Source organism: Tessaracoccus lapidicaptus, assembly GCF_001693815.1.
Lineage (GTDB): Bacteria > Actinomycetota > Actinomycetes > Propionibacteriales > Propionibacteriaceae > Arachnia > Arachnia lapidicapta.
Window position 1 is genome coordinate 53,554 of sequence record NZ_MBQD01000020.1, and the last position, 18,981, is coordinate 72,534.

The following is an 18,981-nucleotide window of genomic DNA, read 5'->3' on the forward strand; positions in this document are numbered from 1 at the left end:
GCGCCGCGACAGCGGTCGGGATCAGATCGAGTACGCCAGCACGTAGGCGTCGTTGATGGCGTCGCCGACCTTCCGCGGCGACACGCAGTCGCCGACCGCGTGCACCTTCGCCCCCAGGGCGGCAGTGAGAGCGGAGGGCAGTGACGTCGCCGGCCGGACGCCGAACGCCGTCACGACGGTGTCGCATTCGAGGACGACGTCGCCGTCAGGGCCGGCCGCGCGCACCCCGTCGTCGGTGACCTCCCGGACGGTGTAACCGGTGAGGACCCGGACCCGGTTCTCGGCGAGGGAGCGCAGCAGGGAGATCCGGTTGAGGAACAACATGTCGCGCGCGATCTCGTCGACCATCTCGACGAGAGTCACCTCGTGCCCGTCCTCGGCCAGCTCCAAGGCGAGATCCGCGCCGGACAGCCCGCCTCCGCAGACGACCACCCGGTGACCGGGTCGGCCTCCGGCGTGGGCCTCGATGACCTCCATGACGTGCGGCTTGTCGATGCCTGGGATGGGCGGGATCAGTGGCGTGGAGCCGGTGGCGACGATGATCTCGCCTGCGGTGGCCAGCTCGGGTGAGTCCGCCGTGATCTCGTGGCCGAGGTGGACGGCGACGTTGTCGAGGCGTGCCAGTTCGCCCTCCCACCAGTCGATCATCTTGCGCAGTTCCCGCTTGAAGTCCGGCGTGGCGGCCGGGTAGAGCACACCGCCCAGGTGGTCACCCTTGTCGTAGACGTGGACCCGGTGCCCCCGCAGGCCGGCGACCCGCGCGGCCTCGAGCCCCGCAGGTCCGGCGCCGACGATGAGGATCTGCCTGGGCGCGTCGGCCGGCGTCAGCCGCCACTCGAACTCGTGGCTCACTTCCGGGTTGACGGCGCAGCCCAGCGCCTTGCCGTTGAACGCGTTACCGGTGCAGAGCTGATTGCAGCGGATGCAGGGCCGGATCCGTGACTCCTCCCCGGCCCGGATCTTGGCGACGATGTCGGGGTCGGCGATGAGGCCGCGGCCGATGCCGATCATGTCCGCCGCCCCGCGGGCCAGCAGTTCCTCCCCGCCGGCGGGGGTGATGTTGCCGCAGGCCGCCACCGGGATGTTCACGTGGGGTTTCACGGCCTCCGCCGCGCCCACCATGCAGTTGTCGCCCAGATAGTACGGGGGGAACACGTAGTCCATGGCCTCGTAGGAACCCTCGTCGCAGAGCAGGAGATCGACACCGGCCCGCTCCAACTCCTGCACGATCGGGATGGTCTCCTCCGCGGTGCGGCCGCCCGGGAAGCGGTGGTCCACCGAGATGCGGAAGCTCACCGGAACCCCCGGCGCGTTGCGCTTGACCGCTGTGATGGCCTCGGCCGCGAACCGGCACCGGTTCTCCACTGAGCCGCCGTACTGGTCGGTGCGACGGTTCCAGCAGGCGCTCATGAACTGGTCGACCAGGTAGCCGGTATGGCCGTGGATGTCGATCATGTCGACGCCGGCCTCGTGGGCGCGGCGGGCGGCCTCGCCGGTGTCGGCGATGATCTGGGCGATCTCCTCGACCGTGAGGGGGGAGCAGACGATCGTGGGGTCGAAGACCCAGGTGTTGTCGGATGCGGAGCGCGGCTCCATGCCGAGGCTCTGGCAGTACTGGTTGTTGCGCCCCAGGCCCATGGTGAGCTGGAGGGCCAGCTTGCCCCCCGCGGCGTGGACGGCGTCAGCGATGGCGGCGATGCCGGGCGTGTGTTCGTCGGTGTCGATGCGCGCCAGCCCCGGCGCGATGGGGTCGAAGGTGCCCGACACGAAGTTGATGCCCGTCATGACCAGCCCGGTGCCCCCGGCGGCCCTGGCAGCGTAGTAGGCGGCCTCGGCGGGCGTGGACCTGCCGTCGTGCGTGCCGAGCTCGGTGCCCATGGGGGTCATGAGCAGCCGGTTGTCGAGGGTCAGCCCCCCGATCGTGATCGGTGAGAGCAGGTGCGTGAAGCCGGTCATGGGATCCTCCTCCTTGAGGTCGTCATCCGAGACTATGACCGGACATTCTGTGCGCATTGACCGGGGTCGGTTGGGCGTAGGCTGGCGCGCGTGATCCCTCCTGTTGTCGACTCCGCGTGGCTGGCCGCCCACCCGGACGCTGTCGTCGCCGACGTGCGGCACTACCTCGACGGCCGTTCGGGCGCCGACGCCTACGCCGCCGGTCATCTGCCGGGTGCGGTCTTCGTGCCGATGGACGATGTGCTGGCGGGCCCGCCGTCGGCCGCCCGCGGGCGTCATCCGCTTCCGGATCCCTCGACGTTCGCGGAGGGGCTGGCCCATCTCGGCATCGGTGACACCGACACGGTCGTCGCCTATGACGACGCCGGCGGCGCCATGGCGGGACGCCTGGTGTGGCTGCTGCGGATCCTGGGCAGGGAGGCGGCTCTCCTCGACGGGGGCCTCCAGGCGTGGGAGGGACAGTTGACCACCGAGGTGCCGCGCCGCCCGCGAGCGGAGTTCGCCGTCAGGTCCTGGCCGGACGAGGCGCTCGCCGACATCGAGGACGCCTCCGAGGGGGCGTTCGTCATCGACGCCCGCGGCGCGGAGCGCTTCCGGGGCGAGTCCGAGCCGATCGACCCCAAGGCCGGCCACATCCCCGGCGCGCGCAGCTATCCGATGACTGGGAACCTTGACGCGGAGGGCCGGTTCCTCAGCCCGGCGGCGCTGCGGGCGCGGTTCGTCGCCGTCGACGACGCGGCCGACGTCATCTCCTACTGCGGGTCCGGGATCACCGCGTGCCACAACCTCATCGCGATGGAGTACGCGGGCCTCGGCCGCGGGCGGCTGTACTCGGGATCGTGGAGCCAGTACAGCCACACCTCGCGCCCGGTCGCGACGGGGGAGTAGCCGCGCACCCGGTGAGCACTGCCCAGGGGTGACCGGCGGGGCCCGGTCGCGGTGGGCCGGGCGTCGGGCAAGGCACGCCGTCCTTTCGGCGTGCCGAGGGCGCCCGTGGGCGAGGCCGGGCCCCGTCGGGCGACCCGGAGCGTAACCGGCAAGACAGCAGCGGGCCGGCAACGCCGCGCCCGGTATCCTTGGCCGGGTACGTCCACGCCATTGGAGGATCCCCATGCCGGCACTCCGGTCCCGCACCACCACCCACGGCCGCAACATGGCGGGCGCACGCGCCCTGTGGCGGGCCACCGGCATCACGGACTCGGACTTCGGCAAGCCGATCGTGGCGGTGGCGAACTCCTTCACGCAGTTCGTGCCCGGGCACGTCCACCTCCGCGACATGGGCAAGCTCGTCTCCGAGTCCATCGCCGAGGCCGGCGGCATCGGCCGCGAATTCAACACGATCGCCGTCGACGACGGCATCGCCATGGGCCACGGGGGCATGCTCTACTCGCTGCCCAGCCGCGAGCTCATCGCCGACTCCGTGGAGTACATGGTCAACGCGCACTGCGCCGACGCGCTGGTGTGCATCTCCAACTGCGACAAGATCACCCCCGGGATGTTCCTGGCGGCGCTGCGGCTCAACATCCCCACGGTCTTCGTCTCGGGCGGGCCCATGGAGGCCGGCCGCGCGGTCGTCAAGGACGGCGTCGTGCGATCGCTCGACCTCGTCGACGCCATGGTCTCGGCGGTTGACCCCAACGTCTCCGACGACGAGCTGGACCGCATCGAGGCCAACGCCTGCCCCACGTGCGGCTCGTGCTCCGGCATGTTCACCGCCAACTCGATGAACTGCCTGCTGGAGGCCATCGGGCTCGCGCTGCCGGGTAACGGCTCGACGCTGGCCACGGCCGCGGCCCGCAAGGGCCTCTTCCAGGAGGCCGGCCGGCTGGTGGTCGAGCTCGCGCGCCGCTGGTACGACGACGAGGACGCCACCGTGCTGCCGCTGTCGATCGCCACAAAGGCGTCGTTCTCCAACGCCATGAAGCTCGACGTCGCCATGGGCGGCTCCACCAACACGGTCCTGCACCTCCTGGCCGCCGCGCAGGAGGCCGGGGTCGACTTCACCATGGCCGACATCGACGCCATCTCCCGCGTCACCCCGTGCCTGGCGAAGGTGGCGCCGAACTCGCCGAAGTACTACATGGAGGACGTGCACCGCGCCGGCGGCATCCCCGCGATCCTCGGCGAACTGCACCGCGGTGGCAAGCTCGACGCCCAGGTCTCCTGCGTCCACTCGCCGTCGCTGCAGCAGTGGATGGACGACTGGGACATCCGCGGCGGGAAGGCGAAGCCGGAGGCGGTCGAACTGTTCCACGCGGCCCCGGGCGGGGTCCGGACCACGGAGGCGTTCTCGTCGACCAACCGCTGGGACACCCTCGACACCGACGGCGAGAACGGCTGCATCCGCTCCGTCGAGCACCCCTACACCCTTGACGGGGGCCTGGCGGTCCTGACCGGCAACTTGGCCCCCGACGGCGCGATCGTCAAGACCGCAGGAGTGCCCGAAGCCCAGTGGGAGTTCACCGGCCGGGCGGTGGTGACCGAGTCGCAGGACGACGCCGTCGAGGCCATCCTCGGCAAGCGCATCCAGCCCGGCGACATCGTCATCGTCCGGTACGAGGGCCCCAAGGGCGGCCCCGGCATGCAGGAGATGCTGTACCCGACGTCGTACCTCAAGGCGCTGGGCCTCGGCCCGCAGTGCGCGCTGATCACCGACGGCCGGTTCTCCGGCGGGTCCTCCGGCCTGTCCATCGGGCACGTGTCCCCGGAGGCTGCCTCGGGCGGTGCCATCGGCCTGGTCGAGGACGGCGACACCATCACCATCTCGATCCCGCAGCGCTCGATCACCCTCAACGTGGACGACGAGACCCTCGCCGCCCGGCGTGCCGCCCAGGACGCCGCCGGGTGGGCGCCGAAGGCACGCGAGCGTGAGGTGTCGACGGCGCTGAAGATCTTCGGGATGCTGGCGCAGTCCGCCGACAAGGGCGCCGCCCGCAAGCTGGGCTGACCCGCCGCCGCGGGGAGGGCCGGCCTACAGCCAGCCCTTGAGCTTGAACACGGTGTACATGCCGACGCCCGTGAGGAGCATCAGCACCACCGCGAACGGATAGCCCCACGCCCAGGACAGTTCCGGCATGTGGGCGAAGTTCATCCCGTAGGTGCCGGTGACGAGGCTGGGGACGAACAGCACACCGGCCCACGCCGCGATGCGACGGGAGTCCTCCGCCTGCTTAAGGCTCGCCGCCGTCATGTGGCTGACCTCCTCGTTCTGGCGCTGGGCCTGCAGCGAGATGTGCAGGTCGAGCGTGCCCTTGAGCGTCTCGCGGAGCACGTCAACGCGCTCGATGAGGGCGATGGCGTGGTCCTCGATGTCGCGCAACTCCTGGCGGCGGCGCTCCCCGGCGCTGGCGAACACCCGGTCGCCGCGGACGCCGTCGATGATCTGCTTGATGGGCCGCACGGCGCGCTGGAAGTCGATGACCTCTCGCGACAGCTGATAGATGCGCTTGGACACCCGCGAGCTGCCGGTGAACACCTGCGTCTCGATCTCGTCGATGTCGTTCTCGATGCCGAGCACGACAGGCAGGTAGTCGTCGACGATCACGTCCAAGAGCCCCAGCAGCACCACGCTGGGCCCCTTCGCCAGCATCGACGGCGTCGACTCCAGTTCCCGGCGGATTCGGGTGAGGTCCGGCGTCTCGGAGTGCCGGACCGTGATGACGAAGCGGTCGCCGACGAAGGCGTGCACCTCGCCGAAGTCGACGGTCTCGGAGCGGTCGATGTAGCGGGCGGCGCGCAGCACGAGGAACAGCGTGTCCTCGTACCGCTCGAACTTGGGCCGCTGGTGCGCCGTCAGGGTGTCCTCGACGGCGAGGGGGCTGAGGTGGAACTCCGCCGCGACCGCCTCCATCTCGGCGTGGCGCGGGCGGTAGAGCCCGATCCAGGCGAAGGCGTCCGGGTGCGCGGCGAGCAGACGGAAGGCCTCGTCGAAGCTGGTGGGCGTGGCGATGCGCCGCCCCGCGACGTAGATGCCGGCGTCGACGATGGGGTTGGTGCGCGGCGCGGTGGCGTCAGCAGCCCCGGCCGGAGACTCCTCGACGGCGCCGGACGCCGCTGCGCCGGTGCGTCGGCGAAGCGTCCGCAGCAGCCGCTCGGTGGATCTGCTCTGCTCCGCCATGGCACCTCCCGGTCCGTTCCCGGGCCGAGCCTACTCCGCGGCCGGCACTGCCTCGGCTCGGTCGCGCCGCGTGACGACCCAGACCACCACGGCGACGCCCGCCGCGAGCACGGCCACCGTGAGGGCGGGGGACCGCTCCCAGAGCCGCACGACGGCGTACCACCCGATGAACCCGACTGTGCCGTACATGAACGCCCAGATGATGCAGCCGACGGTGACCGCGGGCAGATAGCGCCGCAGCGGCATCCGGGTGACGCCGGCCGCGAGGTTGACCATCGTCTGGATCCCGACGGTGAGGAACGAGAGCGACACGGCCGGGGCGCCCCACCGGTTGAGCCACCGGGCACCGCTCGCGTAGTGCGGGGAGCTGAGGAGCCGCTGCCAGCGGGTGCGCTCGGCGCCCGCCGCGAGGCCCCGGCCGAGCCAGTACGTGGCGTTGGCGCGGGCCATGACGATGGCGAACAGTGCGACGACCACGACCGCGAACGGTGCGTTCCACGAGGTGGGGTCGAACACGGGCGGTCTCTTCCGTTCCGGGCGGGGGAGGTCGGCCCAGTCTACCCGTCAGCCCAGGAGCGCCCCGACCGCGACGATGATCGGCACGCTGAGGGCGGTCGACCACAGGGTCGTGGCCTGGACGAGCTGCAGCCCGACCCCGTAGCGGATCGCGTGCACGAACACGACCTGCGCCGTGGGGAGCGCGGCGAGCACCACGGCCGCCCGCAGAGACGCGCCGCTGACGCCCGCGGCGAGTCCGATGAGCAGCGCGACGGCGGGCACCACGACCGTCTTCGTCGCGATGGCCGCCACCGAGCGCGCCGAGAGGTGTCGCGGCAGGGGGCTGGCGTGCAGCGACATCCCGAACGCCAGCAGCATCGCGGGGATGCCCAGGTCCGCCAGGAGGGTGGTCGGGCCCCACAGCACCGGCGGGGGCTGCCAGCCGGTGAGGTTGAGCGCGAGCCCCGTCAGCCCGCCCAGCACCAACGGGTGGGTCCCGAAGCTCCGCACGACGGAGCGGCCGCGCCCCACCGGGGACGACTCCAGCACCGCGACCGCACTCGGCTGCAGCAGCAGCACCTGCAGGAGGATCGCCGGGGCCGCCCAGGCCGGGTCGCCGAGCACGAACGCCGACACGGGGATGCCGAGGTTGCCGGCGTTGACATAGCTGGTGGCGAGGTACCCCATCGCCCCCTCGGCCCGCCCGGACGCCCAGCGCCGCCAGGACACGACGGCGAACCCGACGCCGCTCACCACGCACGCCGCGCCGAACACCGCGACGTGGGGGCCGACGAGGAGGTCGAGGTCTGCCCCGGACACGGCCACCAGCACCACCGCGGGCTGGCCGATGACGAACGCCACGTCGCCCAGCGCCTTCTGCGCCCCGCGGTCCACGGCCGAGAACCTGGCGAGCAGGTACCCGACGGCGATCACGATCCCGATCGTCGCGAATCCCTCCAGCGCCGCCCACATGGCCCTCAGCCTAGGGCGCGACCGCTCGTGGGGCGTCGCGGGCTTTGCTAGGTTGACGGCCAGGGAGGTGACCGAGATGGCCGACTACCGCGACTTCGACTTCGACGCCACGCAGCGGCACGCATGGGAGGAGTTCACGCTCCGCCTGGACGAGGTGCTGTCCGTCATGGACGCCACCGCGGATCTGACGATCTCCGCGGCCGGCCCTGACGACATCCCCACCCGCCCGGGCCTCCGCTTCTCGATGGTGCGCCCCGGCAGCATCACGGCGTTCGTGACCGGATCGGACGCGGGCCGCGCGACCGCCGCCGAGGCCGAGCAGCTGCGCGCACTCGGCTGGGAGGAGCCCACCGATGCGGCGCCCCAGTTCCACGCCGAGGCCGATCAGGAGGCGTCGTCGGGCCTGGCGGCGCTCGCGTCCGCCACGCTCACGTCGGTGTTCGGCGTCCTCCACCCCGTGTTCCTGCACCCGGACCAGCTCGCCGAGATCCTCCAGGGCGAGGCGGCCTGGACCCCGCTCACGCCGCGCAAGTTGTCGCGGGAGGAGACCGCCGTCATGCCCGGGTCCCGGCCGGAACTCGACTCGCTCGTCGACGACGAGCTGCGCCGCGTCTTCGGGCACCCGCCGCTGCGCAACGAGGTGGGCGACGTGGCCATCCGGGTCGGCTCCACCATGGTGTTCCTGCGGAGCACCACCGACGCGGCCGAACTCCTGCTCTTCTCCGCCCTCGTCCACGACGTCGAGGGCCGGTCCCGGGCGTGCGAGGTCCTCAACGACCTCAACGTGGAGACCCGCTTCGGCAGGTTCGCGCTCCACCGCGACCGCGTGTTCGTGCAGTTGACCGTGCCGGCGCAACCGTTCGTCCCGGCGCACCTGCACCAGGCACTGGCCCACCTCAGCCAGATCGCGGACGGCATCGACGACGACCTCGCCACCAAGCTCGGCGGCCGCACCACGTTCTGACGCGCGGCGCACCGGCGCCCGCCGGACGGCCCCGAGCACTAGAGTGGGAGACATGACGACCGATCCCCTGCCGGTGAGCTACTTCACGCGACTCGACGCCGAGGAGTGCTGGGCGCTGCTCGCGGAGGGCGACGTGGGCCGCATCGCGTGGCTCGCGCCCGACGGGATCTCGGTCGTCCCGGTCAACTACCACCTGGTCGAGCGGTCCATCGTCTTCCACACCTCGGAGGAGTCCTTCCTCGCCCGCCTCGCGGAGCGCACCGAGGTCGCGTTCCAGGTCGACGAGATCGATCCCGAGACCGCCACGGGCTGGTCCGTGCTGGTACGCGGGGAGAGCGGGCCCGCGGACCGCCAGGTGTCGAGCGTCAGTTGGCTCGACGGCACCGTCGGGCTCGCCATCACGGCCGCCTCCATCGCGGGGCGCGTCGTGTCCGGCCAGAAGAAGTGAATCGAGAGGAGTCCACCATGACCGATCGCACCTCACCCCTGGTGGTCGTCGGCGTCGACGGCAGCGACGACGGCCTGCGCGCCGTCCGCTTCGGAACGGGCACCGTGCTGCGCTACGGCGGTGAACTCCTGCTCGTCAACGCCGTCGACGACACCCTGATGGCCGGCGCCTGGGGCGTCGTCTACGACCCCGAGGTCCTGCAGGCCGCCGGGGTCACCGCCAACGAGCAGGCCAAGGACGTCGCGCTCGGCATGGGACTCACCGAGGACAAGATCCGCACCGAGGTCGTCATGGGGTCGCCCGGCGGTGTGATGTCGCGCCTGAGCGAGGTCGCGGACCTGGTCGTCGTCGGCCGGCGCGCCGCCACCGGGCTCGAGCGCATGTTCGTCGGATCGACGTCGGTGGCCGTCGTGGCCAACGCGTCGTGCCCCGTCGTCGTCATCTCCGCGGCGGCGCACCCGAACCCGGTGGGCGAGAAGGGCCTGGTCGGGGTCGGCCTCACCACCGAGCCCGGCTCCGAGAAGGTGCTGGAGGCCGGCTTCGTCCAGGCCGAGCGGCTCGGCGCGCCGCTCGAGGTCGTGCACGCGATCCAGCCCCCCGTCGGACTGTTCGCGCGCAAGCTGAGTCCGACTCAGCTCGACGAGCAGGTCCGGTTCGCCAAGGGAGGCATCGAGGCACTGGCGGAGAAGCTCGCGCTGCAGCACCCGGGTGTCCGCTACGAGGTCATCGTGGCGGCGGACAGCCCCATCAACGAACTGGTGACCCGCAGCGCCAACTACGACCTGCTCGTGCTCGGGGTGGGCGAGTCGCACCTGCCGGGCTTCGGGCTCGGCGGTCTGCTGCGCGGGCTCATGGCGCACGCCGAGTGCCCGCTCTACATCACTCGATGACGGACGCGCACACCGCGCCGACAGTCGAGGTCGATCCGTCCCTGCCGATCGCGGTGGAGGCGGAGCGCATCGCCGCGCTGATCCGCGACCACCAGGTGGTGGTCGTGGCGGGTGAGACCGGATCGGGAAAGACGACTCAGCTGCCGAAGATCTGCCTGCTCGCAGGCAGGGAGCGCATCGCGCACACCCAGCCGCGGCGCATCGCGGCGCGCACCGTGGCACAGCGGATCGCGGCCGAATGCGGCGTCGAGCTCGGGGACTTCGTGGGCTACCAGGTCAGGTTCACGCGGAAGGTGTCGGCCGAGACCCGCATCAAGGTGATGACCGACGGCATCCTGCTCTCGGAACTCACCCACGACCGGCGCCTCAGCCGCTACGACACGATCATCATCGACGAGGCGCACGAGCGCAGCCTCAACATCGACTTCCTGCTCGGCTACCTCAGGCAGCTGCTGCCGGCGCGCCCGGACCTGCGGGTCATCGTGACGTCGGCGACCATCGACACCGCGCGGTTCTCGGCGCACTTCGACGACGCCCCCGTCGTGGAGGTGTCAGGGCGCACCTACCCGGTGGAGACGCGCTACCGGCCGCTCAACGAGGACGAGGACGAGATCGACGGGATCGTGGGCGCGGTCGAGGAGATCGTCACGGAGTCGGCCACGGGAGACATCCTCGTGTTCCTCAGCGGGGAGCGGGAGATCCGTGACGCCGCGGACGCCGTCGAGAAGCTGGGCACCGGCCTGGAAGTCCTGCCGCTGTTCGCCCGCCTGTCCGCCGCCGACCAGCAGCGCGTGTTCCAACCGCACGGCGGGCGCCGCGTGGTCCTCGCCACCAACGTGGCCGAGACGTCCATCACCGTCCCGGGGATCCGCTACGTCATCGACACGGGGACGGCGCGCATCTCGCGCTACTCAGCCCGCACCAAGGTGCAACGCCTCCCCATCGAGCCGGTCTCCCAGGCGTCGGCCAATCAGCGCGCCGGGCGATGCGGGCGCCTCGGCCCGGGCATCGCGATCCGCCTGTACAGCGAGGAGGACTTCGCGTCGCGTCCCCTGTACTCGGAGCCGGAGATCCTGCGCACCAACCTCGCCACTGTCATCCTGCTGATGGCGCAGGCCGGCCTGGGCGACGTCGAGAACTTCCCCTTCGTCGAAGCCCCGGTGCTGTCGCAGATCAACGACGGCGTGCGCGTCCTCACCGAGCTGGGCGCCCTGCATCCGCGCAAGCGCCACGACCACGTCCGGCTGACTCGCACGGGGCGCATGCTGGCCCGGCTCCCCGTCGACCCTCGCCTCGGCAGGATGCTCGTCGAGGGCTCCCGGCGGCGCACCCTCGGCACGGTGCTGATCCTCGTCGCCGGACTCACCGTGCCCGACGTCCGCGAGCGCCCCGCCGAGTTCCAGGCCCAGGCCGACCAGCTGCACCGCCGATTCTGGTCCGGAGACGACCCCGCGCCCGAGCAGCCCGCTCCCTCCGCGGAGCCGGCCCGACACACGGTGCACACCGGGACCCGGCCCGAGGCGGCCGCCGCGGCCCCGCTTGAGGGCGGCGACTTCGAGGTGCTCCTCAACGTGTGGACCTACCTGCGGCGTCGTCGCCGCGAGCTGTCGGGCAGCGCGTTCCGCCGCATGTGCCGCGCCGAGTACCTCAGCTTCGTCCGCTTCCGGGAGTGGGAGGACCTGGTGTCGCAGCTGAAGGAGGCGGTCCGGGAACTGGACCTCGACACCTCCGGATCGGGGCCCATGTCGGAGGTCCTCACCTGTCTGCTGACCGGCCTGCTGTCGAACGTCGGGCTGGCCGAGGTGGACAAGAGCAAGCCCACGCCCGGGAAGAGGCGTCCGCTGACGATGTATCTCGGCGCACGCGGGGCGAGGTTCGCGATCCAGCCCGGCTCGTCCCTCGCCCGGCGCACGCCGCCGCTGGTGATGGCCTTCGAGCTCGTGGAGACCTCGCAGCTGTGGGCGCGGACCGTCGCGGAGGTGCGCCCCGAGTGGATCGAGGCCGTGGGGGGTCACGTCCTCACGCGGACGGTCTCCGAGCCGCGGTGGTCGCAGCGGACCGCCACGGTGATCGCCAGCGAACGCCTCACCCTCTTCGGGGTGCCCATCGTCGCGGGCCGGCGCACCAACTACGCGGCCGACCACCCGGCCGAGGCCCGCGAGATCTTCCTGCGCTCCGCGCTCGTGGAGGGGGAGTGGGAGACCCGCAACAAGCTGGTCACCGCCAACCGGGGCGTCCTGGACGAGGCGACCACCTTGACGGACCGGATGCGTCGGCCCGACCTGCTCATCTCCGACGAGGCGCTGTTCGAGTTCTACGACTCCAGGGTGCCCGGCGACGTCGTCTCGGGCGCCACGTTCGACCGCTGGCTGCGCGGGCTCCCGCCAGCAGAGTGGCCGCGGCTCACGCTGGACGACGCGGTCGTCGACGCGGACGCGCTGCGCCCCGACGACTACCCCGACCACTGGCTGGTCGGGCAGCACCGGCTGCCGATCCGCTACGTGTTCGACCCGGGCGCGGGCGGCGACGGCGTGACGGTCACCGTCCGGCTGGAGTTGCTCAACCAACTCGACGGCGCGCCGTTCAGCTGGCAGGTACCCGGGCTACGTCGCGAACTCATCACCGAGCTGATCCGCACCCTGCCCAAGGCCCAGCGGACCAGCTTCGTCCCCGCACCGGATTACGCCCGCCGCGCGCTCGACCACATGGCGGAGCGCGGGTTCGTGGGCCGAGGTTCCTTGAGCGAGGCTCTCGCCTCGACGCTGACCGCCCTCACCGGCACCGTCGTCGCGCCCGGCGACTTCCGCCCCGAGGCGTTGAGCAGCCACCTGCGGCCGACGTTCGTCGTCACCGACAACGGCCGCGAGGTGGCGCGCGGGGCGGACCTCGACGCCCTCGTGGAGCGCCTAGCGCCGCGGGTGGCCGCGAAACTGACGCGGTCGGCGGGCGACCTCGCCCGCACCGGTCAGCGGAGCTGGACCTTCGGCGCCGTGCCGCGGCGCATCACGGTCGCCGCAGGCGTCATCGGCTACCCGGCGCTCGTCGACGAAGGGTCCACGGTCGGGCTGCGGGTCCTGGACGCGCCCGCCACCGCCGACCGCTCCCACGTGCTGGGGGTGCGCCGGCTCCTGACGCTCACGAACCCGGACCCGGTCAAGTGGGTCGTGGGGCACCTCGGCCGCGACGAGAAGCTCGCGCTCGCCAACTCGCCCTACCCCAGCGTCCCTGAACTCCTCGCGGACGCGTGGCTGAAGGCCGGCGAGCAGCTCGCCGCGGAGCAGGGCCCCGTCGTCGAGGTCCGCGACGAGGAGGCCTACGCCCGCGTCGCCCTGGCCGTGCGGCAGGAGTGCCCGGGCCGCACCCGTCAGGTCGTGGCGACCGTCGCGCAGGCCCTGACGTCGCTGACGCGGGCCCGGCTGCTGCTGGGGTCGATGGCCGAGGCGGATCCGGTGCGCCGTGATGTTACGACCCAGCTCGACAACCTGTTCTTCCCCCGCTTCATCTCCGCCACCCCGGACCCCTGGTTCGGCCACCTGCCGCGGTACGCGCAGGGCGCCGTCGCGCGGATCGAGGCGGCCCTGGCGAACCCGGCGCGCGACGCCCGGCTCCGGGCTGAGGTGGACGAGACGGAGGACCTGTACGCGGACCTGACCGCCGCCCAGCCGGCGGGGCCGCTGTCGGCGCCGGTGGAGGAGATCGCGTTCCTCATCGAGGAGTTGCGCATCAGTCTGTTCGCGCAGCAGCTGCGCACCGCGGTCCCCATCTCGGCCAAGCGCATCCGGCAGGCGATCCGGCACGCCTCCTGAGGTGGCAGGATGGGCGGGTGCCGAAGGACGTTGCCGAGCTGACCGCCCTGTTCGACCTGCAGACCACCGGGGAGAACCGGTTCCGCGGGCCGCATCCCAACACGCTGCTGCAAAGGTTGTTCGGGGGCCAGGTGCTGGGGCAGACGCTCGTCGCGGCCGCTCGGACGGTGCCCGACGAGCGGCTCGTGCACTCCCTCAACGCGTACTTCCTGCGGCCGGGGGCCATCGACCGGCCACTCGACTTCGAGGTCGAGGTCATGCGCGACGGCAACACGTTCAGCAACCGCCGCGTCATCACCCGCCAGGGGGACACCGTCATCTTCCAGATGACCGCGTCGTTCCAGGAGCCGGAGGACGGGCTCGACCACTCGGCCGCGCAGCCGACCGACGTCGCGGCGCCCGAGTCGTGTCCCTCGCTGCACGAGGTGCTGGAGCGCCGGTTCGGGGCCAGCGTCCGGCTGGTGTCGGAATGGGACGCCCTCGACGTGCGGCTCGCGGCGCGCCCCGACCTGGTCGAGGGCGGCGGCAACATGAAGGCCTGGGTGCGCACGCGCGAGCCCATGCCCGACGACCCGCTGCTCCACTCCGCGGTGCTGGCCTACCTGTCCGACATCACGCTCCTCAGCGTGTCGACGGTGCCCCACGAGGTGGAGTTCCTGTCCCCGGCGATGCAGGCCGCCTCCATCGACCACGCGATGTGGTTCCATCGGCCGGTGCGGGTCGACGAGTGGCTGCTCTACGACATGACGTCGCCGTCGGCGTCGCACGCGCGCGGCTTCGCCATGGGTCGGCTGTTCCAGGGCGGCACGGCGGTGGCGTCGTGCGCGCAGGAGGGCCTCATCCGGGTCCTGGGCTGACATGGCAGCGGCCCCCTCCCCGGGGGTGGGGGAGAGGGCCGCTGGTTCGTGGGCCGGGCGTCAGGCGGCGAGGCCCTGGCTGGCGCGCAGCGTGGCGAGCGCCTGTCGTTCGATCTGGCGCACGCGCTCGGCGGTGATGCCCCAGTGCACGCCGATGTCGGCGAGCTTGGCCTGGCGGCCGTCGACGAGGCCGTAGCGGCGCCGGACGACATCCTGCGAGCGCTCATCGAGCTCCGACAGCATGCCCTCGAGGCGGGCGCGCTCCTCGGCGTCCAGGACCATCTCGTCCGGCCCGGGTGCCGTCTCGCGCGCGATCAGATCGCCCAGGGCCGTGTCGCCGTCGGCCTCGACGGGCGCGTCGAGAGAGACGTGGTCGCGGGAGTAGCGCAACAGGTCCACGATCCGGTGCTCCTCGAGCCCCAGCTCGTCCGCGATCTCCGCCAGCTCGGGTTCCCGCCCCAGCTGCCGCTCGAGGTTCCGGCGCACCGCCGAGACCTGGTTGACCTGCTCGGCGACGTGCACCGGGAGCCGCACGATCCGGCCCTGCTGCGCGATGCCGCGGGAGATCGCCTGACGCACCCACCACGTGGCGTAGGTCGAGAACTTGAAGCCCTTGGTGTAGTCGAACTTCTCCACCGCGCGGATCAGGCCGGTGTTGCCCTCCTGCACCAGGTCCAGGAGCGGCATCTGGGAGCGCCCGTACTTCCGCGCCACCGACACGACGAGCCGCAGGTTCGCCTGGACGAAGCGCTGCATGGCCTGCTCGCCCACCGCGGCGATCTCCCGCAACTCGTCCTCCGACGCGTCCGTGTCGCTCTCCGCCGCCCCGGACAGAATCTGCTGCGCGTAGAGGCCCGCCTCGATCTGCCGGGCCAGGTCGACCTCGTCGACCGCCGACAACAGCGGGGTCTTCGCGATGGCGTCCAGGTAGAGCCCCACCGCGTCCTTGCCGTCGATACCGTCAGTGCTGCGAGTGCGTACAGTCGTGATCATCAGTGCAGACCTTCCTCATGAAGTCGTCACCCACAACAACGCACGGGACGCCGCCGGGGTTCCCACATGCGCTGATCGATTCGCGAAATCATCCCGGGGTCGTACGCCGGGACCCGCGGACCCCGACCGCGGTCAGGGCCTACCCCGAGGGCCGTTTGAGTGGGTTGGCGGGCCGTGCAAGAATGGACGGCGCGTCACCCTTGACTAAGGCGGGGCGACGCACGCGCTGAAATCGTTGCCGCCGAGAGGACCACCGTGACCCAGGACGCTGAAGGAACGGGCAGGCCCACCCGCAGCCGCCGGCCCGCCGCCACCGGAAAGCCGGCGGCGAAGGCCACGACAACGGCCGCGGCGAAGGCCCCGGCCGCGCCCCGGGCATCGAGGGGCCGCGGCAAGGCGGCCAAGGCGGATGTCCCGACCATCGCGGATGCGACCACCGGGGAGGTGGAGGTGCAGTTCGAACGTGACGGTGAGGACGTGGTCCTCACGGTGGGCGGCAAGAAAAGGTCCCTGGACGAGGTGGACGACGCCCAGTTCGACGAGGCCAGCGCTGCCCCGCTCGCGAAGGAACTCGTCGAGGAGGAGGGCTTCGCGCTCTCGGACTCCGACGACGCCGACGAGCCCGAACAGCAGGTCGTCTCCGCCGGTGCCACCGCGGACCCCGTCAAGGACTACCTCAAGCAGATCGGCAAGGTCGCCCTGCTCAACGCCGTCGAGGAGGTCGAGCTCGCGAAGCGCATCGAGGCGGGCCTGTTCGCGGAAGAGCGGCTGAACTCTGTCGACGAGCCGGTGTCGCCCGAGGACCTTGAGGACCTCGAGTGGATCGCCGAGGACGGTCGCCGCGCGAAGAACCACCTGCTCGAGGCGAACCTGCGCCTCGTGGTGTCGCTCGCCAAGCGCTACACGGGGCGCGGCATGCTGTTCCTCGACCTCATCCAGGAAGGCAACCTGGGCCTCATCCGCGCGGTGGAGAAGTTCGACTACACCAAGGGCTACAAGTTCTCCACCTACGCGACGTGGTGGATCAAGCAGGCCATCACCCGCGCCATGGCGGACCAGGCGCGCACCATCCGCATCCCCGTGCACATGGTCGAGGTCATCAACAAGCTCGCCCGGGTCCAGCGCCAGATGCTGCAGGACCTTGGCCGGGAACCTACCCCCGAGGAGCTGGCGGTCGAGCTCGACATGACGCCGGAGAAGGTCGTCGAGGTCCAGAAGTACGGCCGCGAACCCATCTCGCTGCACACCCCGCTGGGTGAGGACGGTGACTCCGAGTTCGGCGACCTGATCGAGGACTCCGAGGCCGTCGTGCCCGCGGACGCCGTGAACTTCACGCTCCTGCAGGAGCAGCTCAATGACGTCCTCGACACGCTGAGCGAGCGCGAGGCCGGGGTGGTGAGCATGAGGTTCGGGCTCACCGACGGCCAGCCGAAGACCCTCGACGAGATCGGGAAGGTCTACGGCGTCACCCGCGAGCGGATCCGGCAGATCGAGTCCAAGACGATGTCGAAGCTGCGCCACCCGTCGCGCTCGCAGGTGCTGCGCGACTACCTCGACTAGGCGACTCCGCGGGCTAGCCCGCCCGGAGGGTCAGCGTCCCCGGGCGATCCGGACGAAGTTCGTCATCATGAGATGCACCTCGTCCGAGATGGTCGAGGTCTCGGCGAACGCGACCAGCTTCTCGGTGTCCGCGGGATCGAAGTACCCGGCGTCGCGGTAGATGCGGATCCGCGCCGCCAGCCCCGCCGAGTCGAGCTCGGGGTGGAACTGCGTGGCGTAGACGTTGCGGCCCAGCCGGAACGCCTGAATGGGACACGCCACACCCGTCGCGAGGACGGTCGCGCCGGCGGCCGGGACGCGGCACCCCTCCTTGTGTGCCGTGAAGGCCCTGAACCGGTCCGGGATGCCGTCGAAGAGCGGGTCGGCGCGGCCCTCGTCCGTCAGCGTCGACGTGACGACGCCCACGTCCTCCCCGACGCTGCGGTCGACGACGCCGCCGAAGTGCGCGGTGAGGGCGCCGACGCCGTAACACAGTCCCAGGAACGGCAGGTCGCGGGCCACCACGACGTCGAGGACGCGGGCGATGTCGGCCTCGGCGCGCAGCTGCACGGCCGACTTGTCGGTGTCGCTGGCGTTGAACGGACCGCCGCCCAGGAACACCCCCGCGTACTGCGTCGGGTCCAGCGATGGCACAGCGGCGGCCTCCACGCGGATCTGCACGAGCTCGTCGGGCCGCAGCCCGGCCAGCCGCACGATCGCCTCGCGCTCACCCTCGGCGGCGTCGTCCTCCGGGCGCGTGCTGAGCAGCAGGAAGGGTCTCACTGCCCCTCCCTGAAGGTGGGGGTCCCCGCCCGCAGCTCGTCGACGACGGCGCGCGTCACGGCGTGCGTGTCGCCGTCGTGCGCCGCCGCGACCCGGCGTTGACGCAGGTAGCTGGGACCGCCGCGGACGAGGCGGCCGACGTCGGCGAGGTTCTCCGCACAGCCCAGCTGCTCGGCGATGGGGGTGAGCTCCTCGACCCAGCGGAGGATGCCGTCGCTGACGTGGATGAGGTACTCGTCCTTGCGGTGCGTGATGACATCGGCCGACAAGCCGTAGCGGGCGGCACGCCACTTGTTCTCCCGCATGAACCAGAACGGGAGCTGGTGGATGGGTTCGCCGGAGGCGAGGGCTCGCGACATGCGCTCGACCAGGCACTGGTTGAACGCCGTCAGGGCCCCGATCTCCATGAGCGTCGGCACCGAGTCCATGCATCGGTTCTCGACGGTGCCCCACGTCGAGGGGCGCACGTCCCAGCGGATCTCCGACGGGTTCTGGATCAGCCCCACCCCTTCGAGTTGCGACGCGAAGCGCTCCAGCTCCGCCCAGTCGGCCATGTGATACGGCAGGCCGTTGGTCGGCAGCTGCTGGAAGATCATCGTGCGCTGCGAGGCGAAGCGGGTGTCCTCGCCGATCCAGAACGGCGAGGAGGCCGACAGCGCGATGAAGTAGGGCGCGAAGCGGGCCAGGCCGTAGACGATGGGCAGGGCCTTGTCGCGGTGGTCGATGCCGGTGTGGATGTGCAGGCCGTTGATCGCCATCTGCTTGCCCCACCAGCCGTTGCGCTCCGTGACCCGACGGTACTGGGCCTTGTCGCCCGGCTTCTGGAGCGTCGGATCCCCGAAGGGATGGGTCCCGGCGCCCAGCAGGGTGAGCCCCCTGGGTTCCAGCAGCGACAGCGCCTGCTCGAGGTGGCGCCGCATCTCCGCCACCGCCGAGGGCACGGTGCGGTGCACGCCCGTGACCAGTTCGATCATGCTCGTCAGGTACTCGCCGCGGATGGGGCCGTCCACCGGGTCGGCCACCCGGCTGAGGATGACGTCGGCGGCCGGGACCTGTTCCAGCGTGTGCTGGTCGACCACGGCGAGTTCCCACTCGATCCCGATGGTCGACTGCTCGGACGTCCCGAATCTGATCCGCATGCACCCTCCTCCACGGCCC

The 18,981-nt window shown here is 71.4% G+C and carries 15 protein-coding genes; 8 read left to right on the forward strand and 7 right to left on the reverse strand.

The genetic code is table 11. The features are described 5' to 3' along the window. Positions 1–21 precede the first annotated feature (21 nt). Entirely contained in the window at positions 22–1,956 is a 1,935-nt protein-coding gene (locus tag BCR15_RS05590; RefSeq protein ID WP_068751212.1) for an oxidoreductase, read from the reverse strand. A gap of 90 nt (positions 1,957–2,046) precedes the next feature. Between BCR15_RS05590 and BCR15_RS05595 the strand changes: the two genes are divergently transcribed. Both BCR15_RS05595 and ilvD read left to right on the forward strand, forming a co-directional pair. Further along, on the forward strand, positions 2,047–2,844 hold the full coding sequence (locus tag BCR15_RS05595; RefSeq protein ID WP_068751213.1) for a sulfurtransferase: 798 nt from the start codon (positions 2,047–2,049) through the stop codon (positions 2,842–2,844). Between the two features lie 223 nt (positions 2,845–3,067). Continuing rightward, entirely contained in the window at positions 3,068–4,903 is a 1,836-nt protein-coding gene (gene ilvD, locus BCR15_RS05600; RefSeq protein WP_068751214.1) for a dihydroxy-acid dehydratase, read from the forward strand. Positions 4,904–4,927: 24 nt separating this feature from the next. On the opposite strand, the gene BCR15_RS05605 is transcribed toward ilvD, so the two are convergent. From BCR15_RS05605 to BCR15_RS05615, 3 genes are read right to left on the reverse strand one after another with little or no spacing between them, the layout of a single operon-like run. Beyond that, on the reverse strand, positions 4,928–6,073 hold the full coding sequence (locus tag BCR15_RS05605) for a magnesium and cobalt transport protein CorA (RefSeq protein ID WP_068751215.1): 1,146 nt from the start codon (positions 6,071–6,073) through the stop codon (positions 4,928–4,930). Between the two features lie 30 nt (positions 6,074–6,103). Continuing rightward, positions 6,104–6,589 carry a DedA family protein gene (locus BCR15_RS05610; RefSeq protein WP_228383419.1) on the reverse strand — a complete coding sequence of 162 codons (486 nt, stop codon included), beginning with the start codon at positions 6,587–6,589 and terminating at the stop codon, positions 6,104–6,106. A 48-nt stretch (positions 6,590–6,637) separates the two neighbouring features. Then, a complete protein-coding gene (locus BCR15_RS05615; RefSeq protein WP_068751216.1) occupies positions 6,638–7,543 on the reverse strand; it encodes an AEC family transporter in 906 nt (301 codons plus the stop codon). Between the two features lie 67 nt (positions 7,544–7,610). Between BCR15_RS05615 and BCR15_RS05620 the strand changes: the two genes are divergently transcribed. From BCR15_RS05620 to BCR15_RS05640, 5 genes are read left to right on the forward strand one after another with little or no spacing between them, the layout of a single operon-like run. Further along, a complete protein-coding gene (locus tag BCR15_RS05620; protein WP_068751217.1) occupies positions 7,611–8,507 on the forward strand; it encodes a T3SS (YopN, CesT) and YbjN peptide-binding chaperone 1 in 897 nt (298 codons plus the stop codon). 52 nt (positions 8,508–8,559) lie between these two features. Next, on the forward strand, positions 8,560–8,955 hold the full coding sequence (locus tag BCR15_RS05625) for a pyridoxamine 5'-phosphate oxidase family protein (RefSeq protein ID WP_061620375.1): 396 nt from the start codon (positions 8,560–8,562) through the stop codon (positions 8,953–8,955). Positions 8,956–8,972: 17 nt separating this feature from the next. Then, a complete protein-coding gene (locus tag BCR15_RS05630) occupies positions 8,973–9,845 on the forward strand; it encodes a universal stress protein (protein ID WP_068751218.1) in 873 nt (290 codons plus the stop codon). Next, positions 9,842–13,651, forward strand: a complete 3,810-nt coding sequence (hrpA, locus tag BCR15_RS05635; RefSeq protein WP_068751219.1) for an ATP-dependent RNA helicase HrpA — start codon at positions 9,842–9,844, stop codon at positions 13,649–13,651. Before BCR15_RS05630 ends, hrpA begins: the two co-directional genes overlap by 4 nt. 17 nt (positions 13,652–13,668) lie before the next feature. Beyond that, positions 13,669–14,508 (forward strand): acyl-CoA thioesterase, encoded by an 840-nt coding sequence (locus BCR15_RS05640; protein ID WP_068751220.1) that lies wholly within the window; start codon positions 13,669–13,671, stop codon positions 14,506–14,508. A 60-nt stretch (positions 14,509–14,568) separates the two neighbouring features. Here BCR15_RS05640 and BCR15_RS05645 read toward each other — a convergent pair whose 3' ends face one another. Further along, positions 14,569–15,501: a sigma-70 family RNA polymerase sigma factor gene (locus BCR15_RS05645; protein ID WP_068751221.1), complete on the reverse strand. Its 933-nt coding sequence runs from the start codon at positions 15,499–15,501 to the stop codon at positions 14,569–14,571. Positions 15,502–15,756: 255 nt separating this feature from the next. Between BCR15_RS05645 and BCR15_RS05650 the strand changes: the two genes are divergently transcribed. Continuing rightward, complete coding sequence (locus BCR15_RS05650; protein ID WP_176715190.1) at positions 15,757–17,061, forward strand: RNA polymerase sigma factor; 1,305 nt, start codon at positions 15,757–15,759, stop codon at positions 17,059–17,061. A 30-nt stretch (positions 17,062–17,091) separates the two neighbouring features. Here the strand turns inward: BCR15_RS05650 and BCR15_RS05655 are convergent, their stop codons facing one another. Further along, complete coding sequence (locus tag BCR15_RS05655; protein ID WP_068751223.1) at positions 17,092–17,823, reverse strand: glutamine amidotransferase; 732 nt, start codon at positions 17,821–17,823, stop codon at positions 17,092–17,094. Continuing rightward, complete coding sequence (locus tag BCR15_RS05660) at positions 17,820–18,962, reverse strand: glutamate--cysteine ligase (protein ID WP_068751224.1); 1,143 nt, start codon at positions 18,960–18,962, stop codon at positions 17,820–17,822. The genes BCR15_RS05655 and BCR15_RS05660 overlap by 4 nt, the downstream gene beginning before the upstream one ends. Positions 18,963–18,981: the final 19 nt, after the last annotated feature.

Coding starts and splice junctions, on each gene's coding strand:
- BCR15_RS05590 (WP_068751212.1), bottom strand. CDS start 1,956: ATGACCGGCTTCACGCACCTGCTCTCACCGATCACGATCGGGGGGCTG.
- ilvD (WP_068751214.1), top strand. CDS start 3,068: ATGCCGGCACTCCGGTCCCGCACCACCACCCACGGCCGCAACATGGCG.
- BCR15_RS05605 (WP_068751215.1), bottom strand. CDS start 6,073: ATGGCGGAGCAGAGCAGATCCACCGAGCGGCTGCTGCGGACGCTTCGC.
- BCR15_RS05615 (WP_068751216.1), bottom strand. CDS start 7,543: ATGTGGGCGGCGCTGGAGGGATTCGCGACGATCGGGATCGTGATCGCC.
- BCR15_RS05625 (WP_061620375.1), top strand. CDS start 8,560: ATGACGACCGATCCCCTGCCGGTGAGCTACTTCACGCGACTCGACGCC.
- BCR15_RS05630 (WP_068751218.1), top strand. CDS start 8,973: ATGACCGATCGCACCTCACCCCTGGTGGTCGTCGGCGTCGACGGCAGC.
- hrpA (WP_068751219.1), top strand. CDS start 9,842: ATGACGGACGCGCACACCGCGCCGACAGTCGAGGTCGATCCGTCCCTG.
- BCR15_RS05645 (WP_068751221.1), bottom strand. CDS start 15,501: ATGATCACGACTGTACGCACTCGCAGCACTGACGGTATCGACGGCAAG.
- BCR15_RS05660 (WP_068751224.1), bottom strand. CDS start 18,962: ATGCGGATCAGATTCGGGACGTCCGAGCAGTCGACCATCGGGATCGAG.